Below are 22262 nucleotides of genomic sequence, written 5' to 3' on the forward strand. Positions count from 1 at the left end.
GGAGGAGGCACCACCATGACCCCTGGTACCGCTGACCGCCCGCTGATGCCCATCGAGGACTTCGAGGATCTGGCCGAGGTGGCCCCGAAGGGCGTGCGACTCGAGTACGTCGACGGGCGTGTCCGTACGAAGGACCCACTCACCGTCGAGGACTTCGAAGAACTGGAACGCCGCGCCCCGGAGACCGTGCGGCTTGAGTACATCAACGGAAAACTAGAGGTCAAGGCCATGCCGGACGGCAACCACCGCGAGATCTTCATGTGGCTGCTACGTCAGTGCCTGATGCAGCGCCCCGACCTCAATCTCGTCCCCGAATCCGGAGTCAAGGCGGAGCCTTATCGCAAGGGCCGAGCACGGACGGACGGCACCCTCGCGGCCGTGGGTCGCTTCAGGGGAGACGGCGAATGGTCCGACCCCGACGGTTCCCTCATGGCCGTGGAGATCACCTCCCACGACCGCGACACCGACCAACGCGACCGCATCGACAAGCCCATCGGGTACGCCGAAGCCGAGATCCCCGTCTACCTCCTGATCGACCGCGACAACCACACCCTCACGGTCTTCAGCGAGCCCAAAGACGGCGGCTACCAGCAGATCTCCCCGCACCCCTGGGGCGCCACGGTCCAGCTCCCCGCCCCCGTGAACATCACCCTGGAAACCGAGAAGCTCAAGGACTACGCCGACTGAGGACAATGGGCCCATGAACCACGCCCAGCTCACCGCCCTAGGCCGTGCTCTCCGTCTGCTCGGTGAGCACGGGGAAGCCCTCACCTCCGACACCCCCGACGCCAAGCTGCACGAGATCAAGGGCGACCTGAAGCGCGCCCTGGACCTGCTGGAGGACAGTGTCACGACCGCGGCACCCAGTACGCGCTGCCCCGAACATCCCAACGGCCCGGTCGACGAGGCCGCCCCCGACCTGTGCCTGCTGTGCGAGACCCGGCGCAGGGCCGCCCGCCGCAACGAGTTCAACGGGCCCGCGCCCCAGCAGCCGCAGACCGAACCCGTCCAGTCCCGTTACGGCGCACGCGGCGACCGCCCCCAGCCCCAGCAGCGCTGGCTGGCGGAGCTGTGGAACGGCCAGACCTGGCAGCTGTGCGGCACCCCGCGCCGGGACCGACGCGAGGCGGAGTTGTTCATCGCGGCCCAGCGCAAGGCTCCCCGGGCAGCCATGGCGTACCGGCTGGTGCACGAGTTCACGGACTACGAGGTGCTGCGGGTGTGGGGGACGCCGGTGAAGGTGGACATCGAGCCCATGGGCAACCTCTGACCTCCCGCGCTCACAGCAGCGGCAGGGGCGGGAAGTCGTAGCCCTCCCACAGGCGCCGCGACGTCTCCTCCGGGTACGCCGTGACCACCGGCTCCGCGTCCAGCACCTGCACCAGCCGCCGCTCGTCGTCGTACGCCGGCCAGCCCGGGTCTCCCGACCGCGCGAAGGAGGTCCAGGACGCACGGAAACGGGACGACAGCGACAGCGCCTCGGCGGAGGGCTCCACGCCCGCGAACAGCAGAAGCCCCAGGTCCGCCCCGTACGTGCCGAACAGCAGCGGGATGTCCAGGCCGTGGCAGGCGCCGAGCGCGCCGCCGTTGCCCGGGGCGGGCCAGGTCAGTTCGTAGACGTGGGCGCGTCCGCCGCCCGCGCGCTGTGCCTCGGCCAGGTGCAGCGAGGGCATGTTGAACAGCCAGTCCGTCTGGACGCGTTCGTAGAGCTCGCCCGGGGAGGCGTCGGGGAACGCGGCGCGGTAGGCCTGTTCCCCACCGGGGGCGAACAGACGCAGGGCCGACGCCGCCTGCTCCTCCGTGATCTGGCCGAGTCGGCCCGCCATGGCGGTGAAGAGGCGGTACTCGTCGCGGTTGTGGCCGACGAGCAGGTCGATGTCCTTCGCCGATCCGGCCGCCAGCGCCTGCCACGGGCCCGTCGGCAGCACCTCGCCGTCGACCACCGGTGAGAAGGGCGTGACCGTGGGCGCCGCCTGCCCCCAGCGGTCGACGTACTGGAGCATCTTGGCGCTCAGCGTCTCCCCCGCCGACGTGAGCCGGTGCGGATCGACCGTCGCCAGGTCGGCGACCGTGGGGCGCAGGCCCACCTCGGCGGCGAGGGCGGTACCGATGTCACGGGCCAGGGCGTCGGAGAAGAACGTCCCGGGCACGCTCTGCGCGATCGCCCGCCGGAACAGCCCGGACGCGCGCTCCATGGTGAGCAGCGAGGCGACCGATCCCGCGCCGGCCGATTCGCCGAAGACCGCGACCTGCCCGGGGTCGCCGCCGAAGGACTCGATGTTGTCCCGCACCCACTCCAGCGCGGCCACCTGGTCGAGCAGGCCGCGGTTGGCGGGCGCGCCCTCGATGAACGTGAAACCCTCCATGCCCACGCGGTAGTTGAGGGACACGACCACCACGTCGCCGTCGGCCGCGATGTGCCGGGCGTCGTAGCCGGGGCTGCCGGAGTGGCCGAGCTTGTAGGCACCGCCGTAGATCCACACCATCACCGGCCGACGGGCGGCCGGGTCGGGTTCGGGCGTCCAGACGTTGACCGTGAGCCACTCGTCGCCCTCGGGCACGTCGAGCAGGCCCGGGCCGCCCAGGCCGCCGAGGTCCTGCGGGGGCGGCGGGCCGAAGGCGTACGCGTCGCGTATGCCGTCCCACGGGCGGGCGGGGCGCGGGGCCATGAAGCGGGCCTCGCCCACCGGGGGTGCGGCGAACGGGATGCCGCGGAAGACCGCGAGCCCCGCCTCCCTGCGGCCCCGGACCGATCCGGCGGTGGTGCGCACCACCGGTCCGGGCTGCCCGGCAGAGCCGTCGTGCGGCGGGCGGGACTCGGTCGTCGTCATCTGGATCTCCTCACGGAATGCCGGTGAACAGGCGCTCGGCCAGTGTCCTTGAGTGACAGAAGCAGATCCAGAGCCCCCCGGGAGGGGGATTCAGCTGAGGGTCTTCAGCGACGCCGGGTTGTACGGCGCCAGGTCCTCGAGGCGGCCGTCGAGCACCTTGCGGGCCCACTCGGGGTCCTGGAGCAGGGCGCGGCCGACGGCGACCATGTCGAACTCGTCGCGCTCGAAGCGGTCCAGGAGGTTGTCGAGGTCGCCCAGTTCGGCGCCCTGGCCCTGGAAGGCCTTGATGAAGTCGCCGTTCAGGCCGACCGAGCCGACGGTGATGGAGGGCTTGCCGGTGAGCTTCTTGGTCCAGCCGGCCAGGTTGAGGTCCGAGTCGTCGAACTCGGGAACCCAGTAGCGGCGGGTGGAGGCGTGGAAGGCGTCGACGCCGGCGGCGGCCAGCGGCGTCAGGATGGCCTCCAGCTCCTCGGGGGTCTCGGCGAGGCGGGCGTCGTAGGCCTCCTGCTTCCACTGGGAGTAGCGGAAGATGATGGGGAAGTCGGCGGAGACGGTCTCGCGGACGGCCGCGACGATCTCCTCCGAGAGCTTGGCGCGGGCGACGCGGTCGCCGCCGTAGGCGTCGGTGCGGCGGTTCGTGCCCTCCCAGAGGAACTGGTCCAGCAGGTAGCCGTGGGCGCCGTGGAGTTCCACGCCGTCGAAGCCGACGCGCTCGGCGGCGGCCGCGGCCTCGGCGAAGGCACCGATGACGGCGTCGATGTCGGCCTGCGTCATGGCCTTGCCGGTGGGCTCCGTCGCGCCGATGCGCAGGCCGGAGGGGCCGACGGCCGGGGCGTCGGCGACGGGCGGCTCGCCCTGGTTGCGGACCATGCCGATGTGCCACAGCTGCGGCACGATCGTGCCGCCCGCGGCGTGCACCGCGCCGGCGACCTTCGCCCAGCCCGCGAGCTGCTCATCGCCGTGGAACCGCGGCACGCGGTCGCTCTGCCCGGCCGAGTCGTGGCCGACGTAGGTGCCCTCGGTGACGATCAGGCCGACTCCGGCGGCGGCGCGGCGCGCGTAGTACGAGACGACGTCCTCGCCGGGCACACCGCCCGGAGAGAACATGCGGGTCATCGGCGCCATCGCGATCCGGTTCGGAACGGTCAGGCCGCCCAGCGATACGGGCCGGGACAGGATTTCGGCGGCGCGGGAAGCGGAGGCGGCGACAGTCACGTGGGGGCTCACTTTCGGATACCGGAAGGTATGTGCATACGCATAGGACGCAAGTTTCAACCACCCGGCCCGCCCGGGGCATCCCGCCCTTGCTGTGATCCCGGACACGCCCCGGACACGCCCCGGACACGCCCGAGGGCGGCACCCCCTGTCGGAACAGGAAGTACCGCCCTCGGTAAGGACGTTGATCGACCAGGTCGATCAGAAGTCCATGTCACCGCCCGGCATGCCGCCGCCGGCCGGGGCAGCGCCCGCCTTCTCCGGCTTGTCGGCGATGACGGCCTCGGTGGTGAGGAACAGCGCGGCGATGGAGGCGGCGTTCTGCAGCGCGGAACGGGTCACCTTCGCCGGGTCGATGATGCCCTCGGCGATCATGTCGACGTACTCACCGGTCGCGGCGTTCAGGCCGTGGCCGACGGTGAGGTTGCGGACCTTCTCCACGACGACGCCGCCCTCGAGACCACCGTTGACGGCGATCTGCTTCAGCGGGGCCTCCAGCGCGAGCTTCACGGCGTTGGCACCGGTCGCCTCGTCACCCTCGAGCTCCAGCTTCTCGAAGACCTGGGAGGCCTGCAGCAGGGCCACGCCACCACCGGCGACGATGCCCTCCTCGACGGCCGCCTTGGCGTTGCGCACGGCGTCCTCGATGCGGTGCTTGCGCTCCTTGAGCTCCACCTCGGTGGCGGCACCGGCCTTGATGACGGCCACGCCGCCGGCGAGCTTCGCCAGGCGCTCCTGGAGCTTCTCGCGGTCGTAGTCCGAGTCGCTGTTCTCGATCTCGGCGCGGATCTGGTTGACCCGGCCCTGGACCTGGTCGGCGGAGCCGGCACCGTCGACGATGGTGGTCTCGTCCTTGGTGATGACGACCTTGCGGGCCTTGCCCAGCAGGTCGACCGTGGCGTTCTCCAGCTTGAGGCCGACCTCCTCGGAGATCACCTCGCCGCCGGTGAGGATGCCGATGTCCTGCAGCATCGCCTTGCGGCGGTCGCCGAAGCCCGGGGCCTTGACGGCGACGGACTTGAAGGTGCCGCGGATCTTGTTGACGACCAGGGTCGACAGGGCCTCGCCCTCGACGTCCTCGGCGATGATCAGCAGCGGCTTGCCCGACTGCATGACCTTCTCCAGGAGCGGGAGCAGGTCCTTGACGTTGGAGATCTTGGAGTTCGCGATCAGGATGTACGGGTCGTCGAGGACGGCCTCCATACGCTCCATGTCGGTGGCGAAGTACGCCGAGATGTAGCCCTTGTCGAAGCGCATACCCTCGGTGAGCTCCAGCTCCAGACCGAAGGTCTGGGACTCCTCGACGGTGATGACGCCTTCCTTGCCGACCTTGTCCATGGCCTCGGCGATGAGCTCGCCGATCTGGGTGTCGGCGGCGGAGATGGAGGCCGTGGAGGCGATCTGCTCCTTGGTCTCGACGTCCTTCGCCTGCTCCAGCAGGGCGGCGGAGACGGCCTCGACGGCGCGCTCGATGCCGCGCTTGAGGGCCATCGGGTTGGCGCCGGCGGCTACGTTGCGCAGACCCTCCTTGACCAGGGCCTGGGCGAGAACGGTCGCGGTGGTCGTACCGTCACCGGCGACGTCGTCCGTCTTCTTGGCGACTTCCTTGACCAGCTCGGCGCCGATCTTCTCGTACGGGTCCTCGAGCTCGATCTCCTTGGCGATGGAGACACCATCGTTGGTGATCGTGGGCGCGCCCCACTTCTTCTCGAGGACGACGTTGCGGCCCTTGGGGCCGAGCGTCACCTTGACGGCGTCCGCGAGCTGGTTCATGCCGCGCTCGAGGCCGCGCCGCGCCTCCTCGTCGAACGCGATGATCTTGGCCATGTGAAGTGGTCCCTCCAGGACTGGGGGTGATTACTTCGGACCGCGCCCGCGCCCGCGACGGACGGCTCGCTTGCCTTGTGGTTCCTTCCCCACCCGGCCTGCGGGCCTCACCGACCCGGTCCTTACGTTGTCACTCTCACCTTCAGAGTGCTAACGCAATGATTAGCACTCGACCCCCGAGAGTGCAAGGCGCGCTCGCGTAGCGAGTGCTCGTTGAGGGGTGGTGGTCGGGTGACGGGCGGGCGCAAGCGCCTCCATGGGATCGGGCGGGGTCGTCAGCCGCCCGCGAACACCGCCCGGCGGGCCCTTCGAACAGGCCGAAGGGCCCGCACCCCGGGGGGTACGGGCCCTTCTGAGAAGACCGGTCGCTTGAGCGTTGGTCGTGGTGCGCGTTCAGGCAGCGACGCGAACCATGTCGGCCTGCGGCCCCTTCTGACCCTGCGAGATCTCGAACTCGACCCGCTGGCCCTCTTCAAGGGTGCGGTAGCCGTCCATCTGAATCGCGCTGTAGTGGACGAAAACATCCGCACCACCGTCGACCGCGATGAAGCCGTACCCCTTCTCCGCGTTGAACCACTTGACGGTGCCCTGAGCCATGCCTAACTCCCCTATTACTGGCCCTTGCACAGATCCACACTTCGCGGACCCGGGTCAGACCTCACCCCCCACGGTTGGGGGCGTGCGCCGGAACGCGTCGACCGCGGCTGAATGTATCTGTCCAACTGCCGTCTGCAACAGGTCAATCGGACGAGAATTCTGGACGCACAAGGTCCGGAATGTAGGGAGAATTCGCCTGAATTCAGGGCAAGTCGGGCCACACAAAAGGAACAAAAGCCACAAAAGATGCGCACACTTTGGCTACATCCTGTCGGGCTCGCGGCGGGAATTCAGGGTTCCGATCAGGGGATCGGGATCGCGTTCCCCAACTGTACCGCGCTCAATCACACAGAATTGCCCCCTCCGCTTCTCTCACGGAGGGGGCAATTCGATGAACTCTCAGTAACCGTCGTTACCGAAGGTAACAAACCAGTCGGTCGACCGGTTCAGCCACCGGCGACGGCGGGAATGATCGACACACCGGCACCGTCCGGCGTGGCCGTCTCCAGCCCCTGTTCAAAACGCACGTCGTCGTCGTTGACGTACACGTTGACGAACCGGCGCAGCTTGCCCTGGTCGTCGAGCACCCGGGCGGCGATCCCGGTGTGGTTCTTCTCCAGATCGGCGATGACCTCGCCGAGATTCGCCCCGTCGGCGGCGACCTCGGCCTGCCCGCCGGTGTAGGTACGCAGGATGGTGGGGATGCGGACGGTCACGCTCATGACTTCAAATCCTCCGGTTGGGTGTCGGAACCTAGGGGCGCGGGGAACTGCGCGACCAGCCCCCGCAGGCCCGCAGCGAACGACGGTCAGACGAGACCGGCTTCCCGGAACGACTCCAGGCTGGGACGGATGGTCGCGGTCAGTCCGGTACCCGCGACCGCGTCCAGTGTCTTGAGACCGTCGCCCGTGTTCAGCACCACGGTCGTCAGCGACGGGTCCAGCGCGCCGCTCTCGATCAGCTTCTTCGTCACGCCCACCGTCACACCGCCGGCGGTCTCCGCGAAGACGCCCTCGGTCCTCGCGAGCAGCTTGATCGCCTCGACGACCTGCTCGTCGGTCACGTCCTCCACGACACCGCCCGTGCGGCGCGCGATGTCCAGGACGTAGGGCCCGTCCGCCGGGTTGCCGATGGCGAGCGACTTGGCGATGGTGTCGGGCTTCTGGGGGCGTACGACGTCGTGGCCGGCCTTGAAGGCGGTCGACACCGGCGAGCAGCCCTCGGCCTGCGCGCCGAAGATCTTGTACGGCTTGTCCTCGACCAGACCGAGCTTGATCAGCTCCTGGAGACCCTTGTCGATCTTCGTGAGCTGCGAGCCGGAGGCGATCGGCACCACGATCTGGTCCGGCAGCCGCCAGCCGAGCTGCTCGCAGATCTCGTACGCGAGGGTCTTGGAGCCCTCCGCGTAGTACGGCCGGAGGTTGACGTTGACGAAGCCCCAGCCCTCGCCGGCCGGGTCGCCGATCAGCTCGGAGCAGAAGCGGTTCACGTCGTCGTAGTTGCCCTGGATGCCGACGAGCTCACCGCCGTAGACCGCGGCCATGACGACCTTGCCCTGCTCCAGGTCGTGCGGGATGAACACGCAGGAGCGGAAGCCGGCGCGGGCCGCGGCGGCACCCACCGCACCGGCGAGGTTGCCGGTGGAGGAGCAGGAGAGGGTGGTGAAGCCGAAGGCGCGGGCGGCCTCCAGGGCCTGGGCGACGACGCGGTCCTTGAAGGAGTGCGTCGGGTTGCCGGAGTCGTCCTTGACGAAGAGCTTGCCGGCCTCGACACCCAGCTCGCGCGCCAGGTTGTCGGCCTTGACGAGCTTGGTCCAGCCGGGGTTGATGTTCGGCTTGTCGGCCACGTCGGCCGGGACGGGCAGCAGCGGGGCGTAACGCCAGATGTTCGCGGGTCCCGCTTCGATCTGCTTGCGGAGTTCCTCGGTGTCGTAGGCCGAGAAGTCGTAGGCGATCTCCAGCGGGCCGAAACACTCCTCGCACGCGAAGACCGGGCCGAGGGGTACGCGGTGACCGCACTCGCGGCAGCTCAGGGCAGCCGCGGGACCCAGGTCTACGGTGGAGTCAGTGGTGCTTGCAACAGTCTGCACAGCCATGTGAGGCGAGGCCCTTTCTCCTCATCTTCCTCACGACGCATCTCGCCGTGAGACGGATTTGGCACCTTCCCTAGCCGGGAGCCTCGCGCATGTGGTCGACAGTGACCTACGAGTACCGACTGGAGGGTTGCCGGGGCTTCAACGGGCCGTTTCCCTCTGCCCCTCTGGATGAGCTGTATGTGGTTGTAGGCGGCGGGTGACCCCGGACATGCGATGGTCATCCGCCTTGTTCAAGACTGTAACCGACGACCAGGACAGTTGAGATAGTCGTCCGAACCGCGAGATGGATCACAGTCCGTCCCGCCTGGAGTACGCAGAGGAGCCGCCACGGTGCTGGAAGAAGTCGAGCGCTGGCTGAGCACCCGTTCCTGGTCCGCGAACGATCGCCCGCTCCATAGAATCCTGGCCGCCAAACAGCGCACGGGCCAGACGGTCAGCGTCGTGCTGCCCGCGCTCAACGAGGAGGCGACGGTCGGCGACATCGTCGCCGTCATCCGCCACGACCTGATGCGGCAGGTCCCGCTCGTCGACGAACTGGTCGTCGTCGACTCCGGGTCGACCGACCGCACGTCCGAGGTCGCCGCCGCCGCGGGCGCGCGGGTGGTGCACCGGGACGAGATACTCCCGCGCCTGCCCGTCGTGCCCGGCAAGGGCGAGGTGCTGTGGCGCTCGCTGCTCGTCACCCGCGGGGACATCGTCTGCTTCGTCGACGCGGACCTCAGGGACTTCTCGTCCGACTTCGTCTCGGGGATCGTGGGCCCGCTGCTCACCGATCCGGACGTGGACCTGGTGAAGGCCATGTACGACCGTCCGCTCGGCACCGATTTCGATTCGCTCGCCTCCGGCAAGACCGCCGGGCAGGGCGGCCGGGTCACCGAGCTGATGGCGCGCCCGCTGCTCAACATGCACTGGCCGCAGCTGGCCGGCTTCGTGCAGCCGCTCGGCGGCGAGTACGCGGCCCGCCGCTCGCTACTGGAGCAGCTGCCGTTCCCCGTCGGGTACGGCGTGGAGCTGGGCATGCTGGTCGACGCCCTGCACCTGGTGGGCCTGGACGCCCTCGCCCAGGTGGACGTCGGGGTGCGCAAGCACCGGCACCAGGACGGGCAGGCACTGGGCCGGATGGCCGCCGCGATCTACCGCACGGCCCAGCTGCGGCTGGCCCGCGGGCATCTGATCCGGCCGTCCCTGACCCAGTTCGAGCGGGCCGAGGACGGCTTCGAGCCGCGGACGTACTCCGTGGACACCGAGGAGCGTCCGCCGATGGTGGAGATCGCCGAGTACCAGGCGCGGAAGGCGGCCTGACCGGGGCCGTTTTCGGCCGGGTACGGAAGATCCGTACGTTTGAGCGTTTCCGGGCCGGGCTAGGTTGAGGCTTATGGCTTCTACGTACGGTGCTGCACAGGTGCTGGTGGCCTCCAACCGCGGGCCGGTCTCGTACGCGGTGCGCGAGGACGGTTCGCTGGACGCCAGGCGGGGCGGCGGCGGGCTGGTCTCCGGGCTCTCCGCGATCGGCTCGGACGCCGACGCGCTGTGGGTGTGCTCGGCGCTGTCCGACGGCGACCGGGAGGCGGTGAGGCGCGGGGTCGGCGAGGACGGCGTGCGGATGCTGGACATCCCGGCCGACGTCCATGCCGACGCGTACAACGGCATCGCCAACTCGGTCCTGTGGTTCGTGCACCACATGCTCTACCAGACGCCCCTGGAGCCGGTCTTCGACGCGGAGTTCCGGCGGCAGTGGGCGTCCTACGAGACGTACAACCGGGCGTTCGCCGAGGCGCTGGCCGAGGAGGCGGCGCGGGGCGCGGCGGTCGTGGTGCAGGACTACCACCTGACGCTGGTCCCGGGCATGCTCCGCGAGCTGCGGCCCGACCTGCGGATCGGCCACTTCTCGCACACGCCCTGGGCGCCGCCCGAGTACTTCCGGATGCTGCCGGACGACGTGGCCGGGCAGGTGCTGCGCGGCATGCTCGGCGCGGACCGGCTGGGCTTCCTCACCGAGCGCTGGGCGGAGGCGTTCACCGCGTGCGCCGAGCAGTTCGCCGGCGGGCTCGGCGGCACGCGGGTCGGGGTGCACGGGCTGGGGGCCGACGCGGACTTCCTGCGCGAGCGGGCGCACGAGCCGGACGTCGAGGAGCGGATGGCCGCGCTGCGGGAGGAGATCGGTGAGGGCCGCCGCAGCATCGTCCGGGTCGACCGCACGGAGCTGTCCAAGAACATCGTGCGCGGTCTGCTGGCCTACCGGCAGCTCCTCGACGACCACCCCGAGTGGCGCGAGCGCGTGGTGCACGTGGCCTTCGCCTACCCCTCGCGGCAGGACCTCGCGGTGTACCGGGACTACACGGCCGAGGTGCAGCGGGTCTCGGACGAGATCAACGCCGCGTACGGGACGCCGGGGTGGACCCCGGTCGTACTCAATCTCAAGGACGACTTCGCCCGCTCCCTGGCCGCGTACCGGCTGGCCGACGTGGCACTCGTCAACCCCATCCGCGACGGCATGAACCTCGTCGCCAAGGAGGTCCCGGTCGTCTCCGACGCGGGCTGCGCGCTGGTGCTGTCGCGGGAGGCCGGGGCGTACGAGGAGCTGGGCGAGGACGCGATCACGGTGAACCCGTACGACGTGACCGGCACGGCGGCGGCCCTGCACGAGGCGCTGTCGATGCGCCCGGAGGAACGCGCCGAGCGCAGCAAGCGGCTGGCAGCGGCGGCGACGGCGCTGCCGCCGGCGCAGTGGTTCGTGGACCAGCTCGAGGCGTTGCGGGGATGAGCGGCACGATCCTGCCCACGCCGGCCACGAAAGCGGGCCGGGAGGGCCTGGACGCCCTCCTCGCGCGCCCCGGCAAGGCCCTGATCGGGCTCGACTTCGACGGGACGCTCGCGCCGATCGTGGCCGATCCCGAGAAGGCCCGCGCCCACCTCGGGGCGGTGCCCGCGCTGGCCGCCCTCGCCCCGAAGGTCGCCGCCGTCGCGGTGATCACCGGCCGGCCCGCCGAGGTCGCGGTGCGCAACGGCGGCTTCGCCGGCGTTCCCGGCCTTGAGCACCTCGTCGTTCTGGGGCACTACGGGGCCGAGCGGTGGGACGCCCGCAGCGGTGAACTCAGCGCCCCGGAGCCGCACCCCGGTGTCGCGGCCGTGCGCGCCGAACTGCCCGGCCTCGTCGAAGGGAGCGGGACCTGGGTCGAGGACAAGGGCCGGGCCGTGGCCGTGCACACCCGCCGGGCCGCCGACCCGCAGGCCGCCTTCGAGGCCCTGCGCGAGCCGCTCACCGACCTGGCGGCCCGGCACGGCCTGATCGTCGAGCCCGGCCGGATGGTCCTCGAACTGCGCCCGCCCGGCATGGACAAGGGCGTCGCCCTGAGCGAATTCGCCCGGGAGATCGGCGCCGAGTCCGTCCTCTACGGCGGTGACGACCTGGGCGACCTGCCCGCCTACTCCGCCGTCGACGCCCTCCGCGCGGCCGGCACCCCGGGCCTGCTGGTGTGCAGCGGCAGCGACGAGGTGACGGAGCTCAGGGAGCGGGCGGACTTGGTGGTGGACGGCCCGGAGGGAGTCGTACGGCTACTGGCCGCGCTGGCGAACCGGATCGACTGAAGGGCGACGTCCCCTAGGGGCGCGGGGAACTGCGCGAACAACCACGACGCACCCGCACCCCGCGACGGCCGGAAGCCCCACGGCCCTCACCGCTCAGACCGACGCCGCTCCCGGACACGCCGCAGCCGATTGACCGTCACCGGGTCGTGGGCCAGGGCCCGTGGATCGTCCAGCAGGGCGTTGAGCAGCTGGTAGTAGCGCACGGGGGCGAGGCCCAGCTCCTCGCGTATGGCGCGTTCCTTGGCGCCGGGGCCGGAGAAGCCGCGGCGTTCGAGCGCGAGGATGTCCTGCTCCCGGCGCCCCAGCCGCGTCCCGTCGTACTCCTCGTCCATGCCCGGCACCGTAGCGCCCGCCACCGACAGCGCCTACTCCGCGCCTTCCGCCCGGCTCGCGGCCGCCTGGAGGTGGCCCAGGACGCCCGAGGGGCTGCCGCCGGGCGCGACGGCCTTGCCGATCTGCTGCTTGACCTGGGAACTGACGTCGGCCCAGGAGGTCTTGCCGACCGGGTAGAGCTCGGAGGCCAGCAGCTCCTCCAGGAACGGCCTGAGGTGCCGGTCCTCGTCGGCGGCGGCCATGGTGGTCGACGCGGAGGAGGTGACCGGCAGCAGGTCGTACTCGCGGGAGAAGGCCAGCACGTTCTTCTCGCTGTAGACGAAGTCGAGGAAGTCGCCCACCTGGTCGCGGTTGCCGTTCTTGCGGAACGCCGTCATCCAGTCGGAGACGCCGAGCGTGGACCTGCTCGGGCCCTCGTGGCCCGGCGTGGGCACCATGCCGTACTTGATGCCGTTCTTGGCGGCGATCTTCATCAGCGAGGGGTGGCCGTTGAGCATCCCGACCTCGCCCTTCGCGAAGCCGGCGAACGCCGCGGCCCGGTTCAGGTTGCCCGGCGCGACCGGCCCGGTCAGGTCCTTGCCGACCAGGTCGTCCTTCAGCCAGGAGAAGGTGTCGATGTTCTCCGGGGAGTCGATGCCGTAGCCGTCGACGCTGTCGGTGTAGCCGCCCCCGCCGCTCAGCATCCACTGCATGGTCTCGGCCTGCGCCTCCTCCGGACCGAGGGGCAGCGCGTACGGGACCTTCACGCCCTCCGCCTTGAGCGCCTCGGCGTCCTCGGCCAGATCGTCCCAGGACTCGGGCGGGGTGATGCCGGCCTTGGCGAAGAGGGCCTTGTTGTAGAAGAGCACCCGTGTGGAGGCGGCGAACGGCATCCCGTACTGCACGCCCTTGACCTGGCCCGCGGAGGCCAGCTGCCCGACGAAGTCGGCCTGCACGGGTATGGAGAGCAGGTCGTCGGCCTTGTAGAGCTGGTTGCGGGCCGCGTAGTCGGCGTACGCGCCGATCTGCGCCATGTCCGGCGGGTCCCCGGCGGCGACCATCTCCCTGACCTCGCGGTCGACGTCGTTCCAGGAGTAGACGCTGACGTCGATCTCGACGTCGGGGTGGTCGTCCTCGTACTCCTCGACGAGCTTGTCCCAGTACTTCTTCGAGCTGTTGGACGCGCTGTCGCCGTAGTCGGCGGCGACCAGCTTCAGGGTCACGTCGGCCGAGCCGCCCGTGACGCCGCAGCCGCCGAGGACCGCCGTCATGCCCAGTGCGGACGCCGCCGCGATCGTTCCTGCCATCCGCCGCCGCTGCACCGCTGCTCTTCCCCAACCCTGGCGTCACTCGCCAAACTCTGGCGTGGTCCGCCGCCGAAACTTTTCGATATGCGGAACAAGGTCTACACCACGTGAGTGGACTAGACCTCTTGCGGGTCCCCGGGTCACACTGTCCCCGTGAGACATGTCATCGCCCTCGACGTGGGCGGCACCGGAATGAAGGCCGCCCTGGCCGGACCGGGGGGCGAGGTACTGCACCGGGCCCGCCGGGCCACCGAGCGGGCCCAGGGACCGGACGCCGTCGTCGCGGGCATCCTCGACTTCGCCGCCGAGCTGCGCGCGTACGGGACCGAGCAGTTCGGCACGCCCGCGTCCGCCGCCGGCGTGGCCGTCCCCGGCATCGTCGACGAGGCGCACGGCATCGCCGCCTACGCGGCCAACCTCGGCTGGCGCGACGTCCCCCTGCGCGACCTGCTGACGCAGCGGCTGGGCGTCCCGGTCGCCCTCGGCCACGACGTGCGCACCGGCGGTCTCGCCGAGGGCCGGGTCGGCGCGGGCCGCGGCGCGGACCGGTTCCTGTTCGTGGCACTGGGCACCGGCATCGCGGGCGCCATCGGCGTCGACGGGCGGGTCGAGGCGGGCGCGCACGGCTTCGCGGGCGAGATCGGCCACATCGTCGTACGCCCCGGCGGGGCCCCCTGCCCGTGCGGGCAGCACGGCTGCCTGGAGCGCTTCGCCTCGGCGGCGGCCGTGAGCGAGGCCTGGGCCGCGGCCTCGGGCGACCCGGGCGCGGACGCGGCGGACTGCGCGAAGGCGGTGGACTCCGGCGACCCGAAGGCCCGGGCGGTCTGGCAGGCGGCGGTCGACGCCCTCGCCGACGGCCTGGTCACGGCCCTGACCTTGCTGGACCCCCGCACTCTGATCGTCGGTGGCGGGCTGGCGGAGTCGGGGGAAACCCTCTTCACACCCCTGCGGGAAGCGATCCGCAGCCGCATCACCTTCCAGAAACAGCCGTCCATCGTCCCCGCGGCGCTGGGGGATTCCGCCGGCTGCCTGGGGGCGGGCCTGCTGGCCTGGGATCTTCTGACATCGACCGACCGTTCGGAGGTATCCACCTGATGGCAACGCCCCCAGGGGCGCGGGGAACCGCGCGACCAGCCACCACGCACCCGCACCCCGCCACGGCCGGACACCCCGCCGTCCTCACCGGCGCTACCGTCGTCCTCCCGACCGAAACCGTCCACAACGGCCGGTTGATCATCGACGGCACCCGCATCACCACCACAGCCCCGGAAAACGCCCACGTCATCGACGCAACCGGCCACTACGTGATCCCCGGCTTCGTCGACCTCCACAACCACGGCGGCGGCGGAGCCTCCTTCACCTCAGGCTCGGTCGACGACATCCTCAAGGGCATCCACACCCACCGCCTGCACGGCACGACCACCCTGGTCGCCTCCACCGTCACCGGCGACATGGACTTCCTCACCCGGCGCGCCGGCCTGCTGAGCGAACTGGCCGAGCAGGGCGAGATCGCCGGCATCCACTTCGAGGGCCCGTTCATCTCCCCCTGCCGCAAGGGCGCCCACTCCGAGGCCCTCCTGCGCGACCCCCACCCCGCGGACGTCCGCACGCTGATCGACGCGGCCCGGGGCCGGGCGAAGATGCTCACGCTGGCCACCGAACTCCCCGGCGGCCTGGACTCCGTACGCCTCCTCGCCGACCACGGCGTGATCGCGGCGATCGGCCACACCGACGCCACGTACGAGCAGACGGTGGAGGCCATCGACGCGGGCGCCACGGTCGCCACGCACCTCTTCAACGCGATGCCGCCGCTCGGCCACCGCTCGCCCGGCCCGATCACCGCGCTCCTGGAGGACGACCGGATCACGATCGAGCTGATCAACGACGGCACACACCTGCACCCGGCGGCGCTCCAGCTGGCGTTCCACCACGCGGGCGCGGGCCGGGTCGCCTTCATCACGGACGCGATGGACGCGGCCGGTTTCGGCGACGGACGCTACTGGCTCGGCCCGCTGGAGGTGGAGGTCGCGGACGGCGTGGCCCGTCTGGTCGAGGACGGCACGATCGCCGGCTCGACCCTCACCCTGGACCGGGCCTTCAAGCGGGCGGTCACGGTCGACGGCCTGTCGGTCGAGGACGCGGTGCAGGCCCTCTCGGCGACCCCCGCCCGCCTGCTCGGCATGGCCGACACGATCGGCTCACTGGAGCCCGGGAAGTACGCCGACCTGCTGCTGCTGGACTCCGCATACGACCTCAAGGGCGTGATGCGCCGAGGCGAATGGGTGGTCGGTCCCCAACTGGGCTGATCCATCCCCCAGTCGGGAGACGGTGGCCGGCTCCAGGACTGGGCCGACCGCTGTCTCTTTGGCATGATCAGGGAACGTTCACGGCAACAAGCGCGTCCCGGGGGGAGGTCGGCCCAGGTGATCCTCACGGTCACGCTGAACACCGCTCTCGACATCACGTACCGCGTACGGTCCCTCAGGCCGCACGCCTCCCACCGCGTCTCCGAGGTGACGGAACGCCCCGGCGGCAAGGGCGTCAACGTGGCCCGGGTGCTCGCGGCGCTCGGGCACGAGGTGACGGTGACGGGGTTCACGGGCGGGGCGACGGGCCGGGTCGTGCAGGAGAGGCTCGCGGCGGTACCGGGCGTGGTGGACGCGCTGGTCCCGGTCTCGGGCGCGACCCGCCGCACGGTCGCCGTGGTCGACCAGCTCACCGGCGACACCACCCAGCTGAACGAACCGGGTCCGACGGTCCTGCCCGCGGAGTGGTCGGCCTTCCAGGAGGCCTACGAGGACCTGCTCCCCTCCGCCTCGGCGATAGCCCTGTGCGGCAGCCTGCCGCCGGGCGTACCGGTGGGCGCGTACGCGGGCCTGGTCCGTACGGCCCGGGCCTTCGGGATACCGGTCCTCCTGGACACCAGCGGCGAACCCCTGCGCCGGGGCGTCGCGGCCCGCCCGGACATCATCAAGCCGAACGCCGACGAACTTGCGGAACTGACCGGCTCCCACGAGCCCCTGCGCGCCACCCAGGACGCCCGCCGCCGGGGCGCGGGCGCGGTGGTCGCGTCCCTCGGCCCCGAGGGCCTCCTCGCCGTCACCCGGGAAGGCCGCTGGCGAGCCACCCCACCGACCTCGACGCGAGGCAACCCGACAGGCGCAGGCGACTCGGTGGTCGCGGGCCTGCTGTCGGGCCTGATCGAACACCTCCCGTGGCCGGACCGCCTGGCCCGGGGGACGGCGTTGTCCGCGGCGACGGTGCAGGCACCGGTGGCCGGGGAGTTCGACCGGGGGGTGTACGAGGAACTGCTGGGGAGGGTGACGGTTTCGGGGGAGGTCAGCGCGGCTTAGATTTCGGGCCGGCTCAGTCCTTGACCTGGCCCGCCTTCAGCCACAGCTGGTCCAGCAGGACGTTGCACTTGTCGCCCTCCGCGCAGGAGACCGTGATCGTGTTGGAGCCCTTGTTGAGGGTCGGCCAGGCGTAGGTCTTCGTCCAGCCCTTGGCGAAGTCGCCGCCCTTGGTGTGGGTGAAGTTGCCCATGTTCAGCTTGCTGCCGAACGGCTTGCCATTGACCGTAAGGGTCATCTCCTGGTCCTCGTCCACCGTGCTGTAGCGGGCGAAGACTGTGTAGGCACCGTCCTTGGGGACACCGTTGACGGTCCAGGTGACCGAGGAACCGACCTGGTTGAGGTTCCCCACGTAGATGCCGCCGTCGGACTGGGCGCCCTTGACGTCCTGGGCGAGCGCCGCGCCGCCGCCGAGGCGCAGTGCCTTGGCGTCGATCGTCGGCAGGTCGACCTGGCTCTCGCCGGCCTTGCTGGCCGAAGGGCTCGGCTTCGACTCCTGGGACTGGGTCGGGTTCGTGCCCACCTCGTCGGACGCGTCGTCCTTGTCCTTGTCGCCGCCCAGCATGGCCACGCCGATGCCGATGACGACCGCGGCGACCACCGCGATCGCGCCGATCAGGAGGCCCTTGGTGTTCGGGCCGCGGCCACCCCGGCCGCCGCCACCGCCGCCCGACATCTGGTGCTGCGTGGTGGTCGCACCGCCCGGCAGCGTCTCCGGCGCCGCGTAGTGCGCGTTCGGCCGGTTGTAGCCACCCTGCTGCTGCGGGACCTGGCCGTAGGGCGCGGTCTGTGCGGCCTGCGACTGCTGGCCGTACGGGCGGGTGCCGACCGCCCGCACCCGGTTGACCGAGTTCGGGTAGCCGTAGCCCCCGGACGGCGGCTGGGCTCCGTTGGCCTGCCCGTCGGCGTAGAGATAGCCGAACGGGTCGTCGTCCTCGGGCGTGCTCGCGCCGTTGTTGCCGGGCGTCATCCCTTGGTCTCCTCAGTCAGGTGCGGTGCATGCGGTACACGGGTGAGTAAGCGAGCCTACCCGCTCCCAGAGACCCAAACGGGTGACTCAGACCGCATCAACTCGCTGACCTGGGCATCACCCGGCACGTCTGTGTTGTTTGGGACGAGATCGTTTCTCGACGTACATCCGCTCGTCAGCGGATTTCAACACTTCGTCCGCCGTCATTCCACAGTGTGCCCATCCGATGCCGAAGCTGGCGCCCACCCGGACGGCCCGTCCCTCGGCTCGGATGGGCTGGATGATCTCGTTCCGCAGCCGGACCGCGAGGTCCTGGGCGTCGGCGCGGCCGAGACCGTCGGCGAGGATGACGAATTCGTCACCACCGAGCCGGGCGACCGTGTCGCCGTCGCGTACGCCGTTGCTCAGCCGCCGGGCGACCTCGATGAGAACCGCGTCACCCGCGTTGTGCCCGAACCGGTCGTTGATCGACTTGAAGCCGTCGAGGTCGCAGAAGAGCACGGCGAGGCCCTTGGTGCCGTCGTCGTGGTTCCCGTCCGGGGCGACGGTGTGCACATGGTGGTCGTAGGCGTCGTACGGCTCGGCGCTCTGCCGGAAGTCGAAGCCGGGCCCGACGACGTCGAAGGTGTGGCCGTAGGCCGCGTCGACCGACTCGACCACGGCGTGCGGGGACGCGGTGCGCTGGCACAGCCTGGCGGACAGGCGCGAGCGCAGCTCCGCGGAGTTCGGCAGGCCGGTGAGCGAGTCGTGCGAGGCGCGGTGGGCGAGCTGGAGCTCGCGGCGCTTACGCTCCTCGATGTCCTCGACGTGGGTGAGCAGGAAGCGCGGCCCGTCGGCGGCGTCCGCGACGACGCTGTTGCGCAGGCTGACCCACACGTACGTGCCGTCGCGGCGGCCGAGGCGGAGCTCCGCGCGGCCGCCCTCCGCCGAGGTGCGCAGCAGGGTGCCTATGTCCTCGGGGTGGACCAGGTCGGAGAACGAGTAGCGGCGCATCGCGGAGGCGGGCCGGCCCAGCAGTCGGCACAGCGCGTCGTTCGTGCGCAGGATGCGGCCGTGCTGGTCGCCGCCCATCTCGGCGATGGCCATGCCGGACGGCGCGTACTCGAAGGCCTGCCTGAAGCTTTCCTCGCTCGCCCGCAGCGCCTGCTGCTCCCGCTCCAGGCGGACGAGCGCGCGCTGCATGTTGGCGCGCAGCCGGGCGTTGCTGATGGCGATGGCGGCCTGGAAGGCGTACATCTGGAGCGCCTCGCGGCCCCAGGCGCCGGGGCGGCGGCCGTTGCGCGGCCGGTCCACGGAGAGCACGCCGACCAGTTCGCCGCACCCCCCGCCGCCCTGCGGTCCCGGCGCGTACATGGGCGCGAAGAGCCGGTCGGCCGGGTGCCACTCGTCCTCGAAGCGGGGGGCGGGGCCGTCGGTGTACCACTGCGGGACGTCGTCGTCGTCGAGGACCCAGCCCTCGGTGTGCGGTATGAACACCAGGTCGCCCCAGTGCTCGCCCATGCCGAGGCGGCGTTCCCAGGAGTCGCGCGAGCCGACGCGGCCGGTGATGAGGGCTTCGGCGGCGGGGTTCCCGGCGAAGGCGGCGACGACGAGGTCGCCGTCCGGCCGTACGAGGTTCACGCACGCCAGCTCGTACCCGAGGGCCGCCACGACGCCCTCCGCGACGGTCTGCAGTGTGTCCGCCAGGCTCCGGGCCGTGTTCATGTCGGCCATGACCTGGTGCAGTTGTCGCAGGGACGCAAGACGGACGTAGGGCTCCGACTCGGTCTCCATGCTCGCCCTCCCCCCGAGTACTCGCAGCGATTCAAGGGTTCTCGTCGGCGTATCGTCCTGGCAGCTTCCCCGCCACTGAATCACAGCGCGCTGCTCACTCGGTACACAGGGTCAACAATTCCTGCCCCTTGTGACTCAAGTCACAGGCAAACCTGAACAATTGAGAGGAGTTTCTGCGTTCTTCACGTGCGTCTACCGAACGCAAACTTTGTCAGGTTGCGCACATGTATTTCCCCGGTGTCCGTCGGGAGACCGCGGACGTCCGCCGCGGGCCGGCTCGGTCGGTAGTCCTAAGACCGTGATCGGGCGGGAGTCCGATGCGGGGCGCGCGGGACGGAGATTAGCGTCTCCCGTGTGCCGAACACTCCCGCTGCCACGTCCCCGATCATTCCGTCGCCCGCCTCCGGGCATGCTGAGGGGGTGAGCAACGACGAGTTCCGCGCCGCCATGTCCCGGCTGGCCTCGGGCGTGGTCCTGGTGACCGCGCAGGAGCCGCCGCTCGACCCGGACGACCCCACGGCGCCGGACGTCGAGGACGTGGGTATGACGGCCACGGCCTTCATGTCGGTGTCCCTGGACCCGCCCCTGGTCCTGGTGAGCCTGCGCGAGGGCTCCCGTATGGACGAGTTGCTGGAGGAACAGGACCTGTGGGCGGTCTCGGTCCTGTCCGAGAGCCAGCGGCACATCGCGGGCCGTTTCGCGATGAAGGGCCGCCTCAGTGACCGGCTGCTGTTCGCCGACATCCCGTACACCCGCGGCGAGTACACCGACGCCCCGCTGGTCGGCGGCGCCCTGGCCGTCCTGGAGTGCCGCACCGAGCAGCGCGTCCGGGCGGGCGATCACACCCTGGTCATCGGCCGCGTCCTGACCGCCCACGTCCCGAGCGCGGACGGCGGCCCCCTGACGCATTTCCGGGGCAGGTACCGGCAGTTGGGCTGAGGAAATCGCCGGTCCGGTGGTGATCCGCCCTCCCAGGGTGCGCGCATGACCAGGACCGGCCCACGCCTCGCAGAGATCACCCCCGCGAATCCCGACGCCGCCCTCGGCGTCCGCGTCCACCCCGGCCAGGAGCACACGGTCGCCCCGGCATCGACCGGTACGGCTCCGCTCGAGCAGGGGGACCCCATCGCCGTCGAGTCCGTCGCCGCCGAGCGACAGCGGGGGCCAGACGGTGGGAGTGCTCGAGCCGGCCTAACCCCAGTCCCGCGCGGAGCGCCCCCGCTTGGTCTCCGCGCGCTGCTTCTTCTCCCGCAGCCGGCGTTCGTTGATACCCCGGGGAAACCGGGTCGGCTTGCGGGGCCTGGGCGGGGGTGCGGTGGCCTCGGCCAGGAGCGCGGCGAGGCGTACGGCGGCGGCCTCGCGGTTGCGCCACTGGGAGCGGTGCTCGGAGGACCGTACGGTGACGACCCCGTCGACCAGCCGCCCGGCCAGCCGCTCCAGGGCCCGCTGCTTCCACACCGGGGGCAGTGCCTCGGTCTTCGCCAGGTCGAAGCTCAGCTCGACCTTCGAGTCGCTGGTGTTGACGTGCTGCCCGCCCGGCCCCGACGACCGCGAGAAACGCCACATGAGCTCGGCCTCGGGCAGGGAGACGGAGCCGCGGATGACGTGAGGACCAGACATGCCGTCCATGTTCCCGCTCCTGTCCCGTCCACGTCACCCGAATAATCGCGAGTAAAGAAAGTAAAGGAGCTGGAACCTCGCGTACCCCTCTCCACGTTCATGGGGGTAGCTGTAGCTTCTTTGCCGCAGCTTCTTTGCCGCACGTAAACGAGGGAAGGGACTCCCAACAATGGCTGTAAGCCTGTCCAAGGGTGGCAACGTCTCGCTCACCAAGGAGGCTCCGGGCCTGACCGACGTCACCGTGGGCCTCGGCTGGGACGTCCGCACCACCACCGGCACGGACTTCGACCTCGACGCCTCCGCGATCGCGGTCAGCACGCAGGGCAAGGTCTACTCGGACGCGCACTTCGTGTTCTTCAACAACAAGCAGACGCCGGACAACACCATCGTCCACACGGGCGACAACCGCACGGGCGAGGGCGCCGGCGACGACGAGGCGATCAACGTCAACCTCGCCGCCCTCCCGGCCGACATCGACAAGATCGTCTTCCCGGTCTCGATCTACGACGCCGAGAACCGCAGCCAGAACTTCGGCCAGGTCCGCAACGCCTACATCCGCATCGTCAACCAGGCCGGCGGCGCGGAGATCGCCCGCTACGACCTGTCGGAGGACGCGGCGACGGAGACGGCCATGGTCTTCGGCGAGCTGTACCGCAACGGCGCGGAGTGGAAGTTCCGCGCGGTCGGCCAGGGCTACGCCTCGGGCCTGGTCGGCATCGCCCAGGACTTCGGCGTGAACGTCTGACGGACGCCTGAGCGTTTCGCGGGGAAGCCCCC

General features: G+C 70.6%; 21 protein-coding genes and 1 riboswitch. Of the genes, 10 read left to right on the forward strand and 11 right to left on the reverse strand.

All coding sequences use genetic code 11. The features are described 5' to 3' along the window. Positions 1-15 precede the first annotated feature (15 nt). Entirely contained in the window at positions 16-687 is a 672-nt protein-coding gene (locus G3I77_RS35030) for a Uma2 family endonuclease (RefSeq protein ID WP_248510365.1), read from the forward strand. 13 nt (positions 688-700) lie between these two features. Beyond that, the gene (locus G3I77_RS35035; RefSeq protein ID WP_248510374.1) at positions 701-1270 is read left to right on the forward strand and encodes a hypothetical protein; all 570 of its coding nucleotides are present in this window, start codon (positions 701-703) and stop codon (positions 1268-1270) included. 10 nt (positions 1271-1280) lie between these two features. Here the strand turns inward: G3I77_RS35035 and G3I77_RS35040 are convergent, their stop codons facing one another. The 6 genes from G3I77_RS35040 to thrC form a co-directional block, all read right to left on the reverse strand. Next, a complete protein-coding gene (locus G3I77_RS35040) occupies positions 1281-2831 on the reverse strand; it encodes a carboxylesterase/lipase family protein (protein WP_248510375.1) in 1551 nt (516 codons plus the stop codon). Positions 2832-2921: 90 nt separating this feature from the next. Continuing rightward, positions 2922-4046 (reverse strand): NADH:flavin oxidoreductase, encoded by a 1125-nt coding sequence (locus G3I77_RS35045; protein WP_248510377.1) that lies wholly within the window; start codon positions 4044-4046, stop codon positions 2922-2924. Between the two features lie 201 nt (positions 4047-4247). After that, entirely contained in the window at positions 4248-5873 is a 1626-nt protein-coding gene (groL, locus tag G3I77_RS35050; protein ID WP_248510379.1) for a chaperonin GroEL, read from the reverse strand. Between the two features lie 393 nt (positions 5874-6266). Beyond that, a complete protein-coding gene (locus G3I77_RS35055; RefSeq protein WP_003949956.1) occupies positions 6267-6470 on the reverse strand; it encodes a cold-shock protein in 204 nt (67 codons plus the stop codon). A 446-nt stretch (positions 6471-6916) separates the two neighbouring features. Then, the gene (locus tag G3I77_RS35060) at positions 6917-7192 is read right to left on the reverse strand and encodes a MoaD/ThiS family protein (RefSeq protein WP_062927577.1); all 276 of its coding nucleotides are present in this window, start codon (positions 7190-7192) and stop codon (positions 6917-6919) included. Positions 7193-7278: 86 nt separating this feature from the next. Continuing rightward, positions 7279-8565, reverse strand: a complete 1287-nt coding sequence (thrC, locus tag G3I77_RS35065) for a threonine synthase (protein ID WP_248510381.1) — start codon at positions 8563-8565, stop codon at positions 7279-7281. Between the two features lie 18 nt (positions 8566-8583). Beyond that, a riboswitch (SAM riboswitch) is annotated at positions 8584-8740 on the reverse strand. A gap of 155 nt (positions 8741-8895) precedes the next feature. On the opposite strand from thrC, the gene G3I77_RS35070 reads away from it, so the two are divergent. The 3 genes from G3I77_RS35070 to otsB all read left to right on the forward strand — a co-directional run bounded on the left by G3I77_RS35070 (position 8896) and on the right by otsB (position 12153). Further along, positions 8896-9867 (forward strand): glucosyl-3-phosphoglycerate synthase, encoded by a 972-nt coding sequence (locus G3I77_RS35070; protein ID WP_248510383.1) that lies wholly within the window; start codon positions 8896-8898, stop codon positions 9865-9867. Positions 9868-9940: 73 nt separating this feature from the next. Further along, positions 9941-11329 (forward strand): trehalose-6-phosphate synthase, encoded by a 1389-nt coding sequence (locus G3I77_RS35075; protein ID WP_248510385.1) that lies wholly within the window; start codon positions 9941-9943, stop codon positions 11327-11329. Then, positions 11326-12153 carry a trehalose-phosphatase gene (gene otsB / locus G3I77_RS35080; protein ID WP_248510387.1) on the forward strand — a complete coding sequence of 276 codons (828 nt, stop codon included), beginning with the start codon at positions 11326-11328 and terminating at the stop codon, positions 12151-12153. The genes G3I77_RS35075 and otsB overlap by 4 nt, the downstream gene beginning before the upstream one ends. An 86-nt stretch (positions 12154-12239) precedes the next feature. Here otsB and G3I77_RS35085 read toward each other — a convergent pair whose 3' ends face one another. Together G3I77_RS35085 and G3I77_RS35090 are read right to left on the reverse strand one after the other, a co-directional pair. Next, positions 12240-12485, reverse strand: coding sequence for a DUF3263 domain-containing protein (locus G3I77_RS35085; protein ID WP_248510389.1), 246 nt, complete (start codon positions 12483-12485; stop codon positions 12240-12242). Positions 12486-12518: 33 nt separating this feature from the next. Next, positions 12519-13772: an ABC transporter substrate-binding protein gene (locus G3I77_RS35090; protein ID WP_248510396.1), complete on the reverse strand. Its 1254-nt coding sequence runs from the start codon at positions 13770-13772 to the stop codon at positions 12519-12521. 153 nt (positions 13773-13925) lie between these two features. Here G3I77_RS35090 and G3I77_RS35095 point away from each other — a divergent pair, with 153 nt between their 5' ends. The 3 genes from G3I77_RS35095 to G3I77_RS35105 all read left to right on the forward strand — a co-directional run bounded on the left by G3I77_RS35095 (position 13926) and on the right by G3I77_RS35105 (position 17125). After that, on the forward strand, positions 13926-14867 hold the full coding sequence (locus G3I77_RS35095; RefSeq protein WP_248510398.1) for an ROK family protein: 942 nt from the start codon (positions 13926-13928) through the stop codon (positions 14865-14867). Next, positions 14867-16078, forward strand: coding sequence for an N-acetylglucosamine-6-phosphate deacetylase (nagA, locus tag G3I77_RS35100; RefSeq protein ID WP_248510406.1), 1212 nt, complete (start codon positions 14867-14869; stop codon positions 16076-16078). The genes G3I77_RS35095 and nagA overlap by 1 nt, the downstream gene beginning before the upstream one ends. Positions 16079-16195: 117 nt before the next feature. Continuing rightward, positions 16196-17125: a 1-phosphofructokinase family hexose kinase gene (locus G3I77_RS35105; protein ID WP_248510408.1), complete on the forward strand. Its 930-nt coding sequence runs from the start codon at positions 16196-16198 to the stop codon at positions 17123-17125. A 13-nt stretch (positions 17126-17138) separates the two neighbouring features. On the opposite strand, the gene G3I77_RS35110 is transcribed toward G3I77_RS35105, so the two are convergent. Next, positions 17139-18092, reverse strand: coding sequence for a carbohydrate-binding protein (locus G3I77_RS35110; RefSeq protein WP_248510410.1), 954 nt, complete (start codon positions 18090-18092; stop codon positions 17139-17141). A gap of 117 nt (positions 18093-18209) precedes the next feature. Next, positions 18210-19865 carry a diguanylate cyclase domain-containing protein gene (gene cdgB, locus G3I77_RS35115; RefSeq protein ID WP_248510412.1) on the reverse strand — a complete coding sequence of 552 codons (1656 nt, stop codon included), beginning with the start codon at positions 19863-19865 and terminating at the stop codon, positions 18210-18212. 354 nt (positions 19866-20219) lie between these two features. Between cdgB and G3I77_RS35120 the strand changes: the two genes are divergently transcribed. After that, positions 20220-20804 (forward strand): flavin reductase family protein, encoded by a 585-nt coding sequence (locus G3I77_RS35120; RefSeq protein WP_248510414.1) that lies wholly within the window; start codon positions 20220-20222, stop codon positions 20802-20804. A gap of 252 nt (positions 20805-21056) precedes the next feature. On the opposite strand, the gene arfB is transcribed toward G3I77_RS35120, so the two are convergent. Next, positions 21057-21494, reverse strand: a complete 438-nt coding sequence (gene arfB, locus G3I77_RS35130; RefSeq protein ID WP_248510416.1) for an alternative ribosome rescue aminoacyl-tRNA hydrolase ArfB — start codon at positions 21492-21494, stop codon at positions 21057-21059. Positions 21495-21654: 160 nt separating this feature from the next. On the opposite strand from arfB, the gene G3I77_RS35135 reads away from it, so the two are divergent. Beyond that, on the forward strand, positions 21655-22230 hold the full coding sequence (locus G3I77_RS35135; RefSeq protein WP_248510418.1) for a TerD family protein: 576 nt from the start codon (positions 21655-21657) through the stop codon (positions 22228-22230). The last annotated feature ends 32 nt before the right edge of the window (positions 22231-22262 follow it).

The organism is Streptomyces sp. D2-8 (genome assembly GCF_023184515.1).
In the GTDB taxonomy this organism is placed as follows: Bacteria; Actinomycetota; Actinomycetes; order Streptomycetales; family Streptomycetaceae; genus Streptomyces.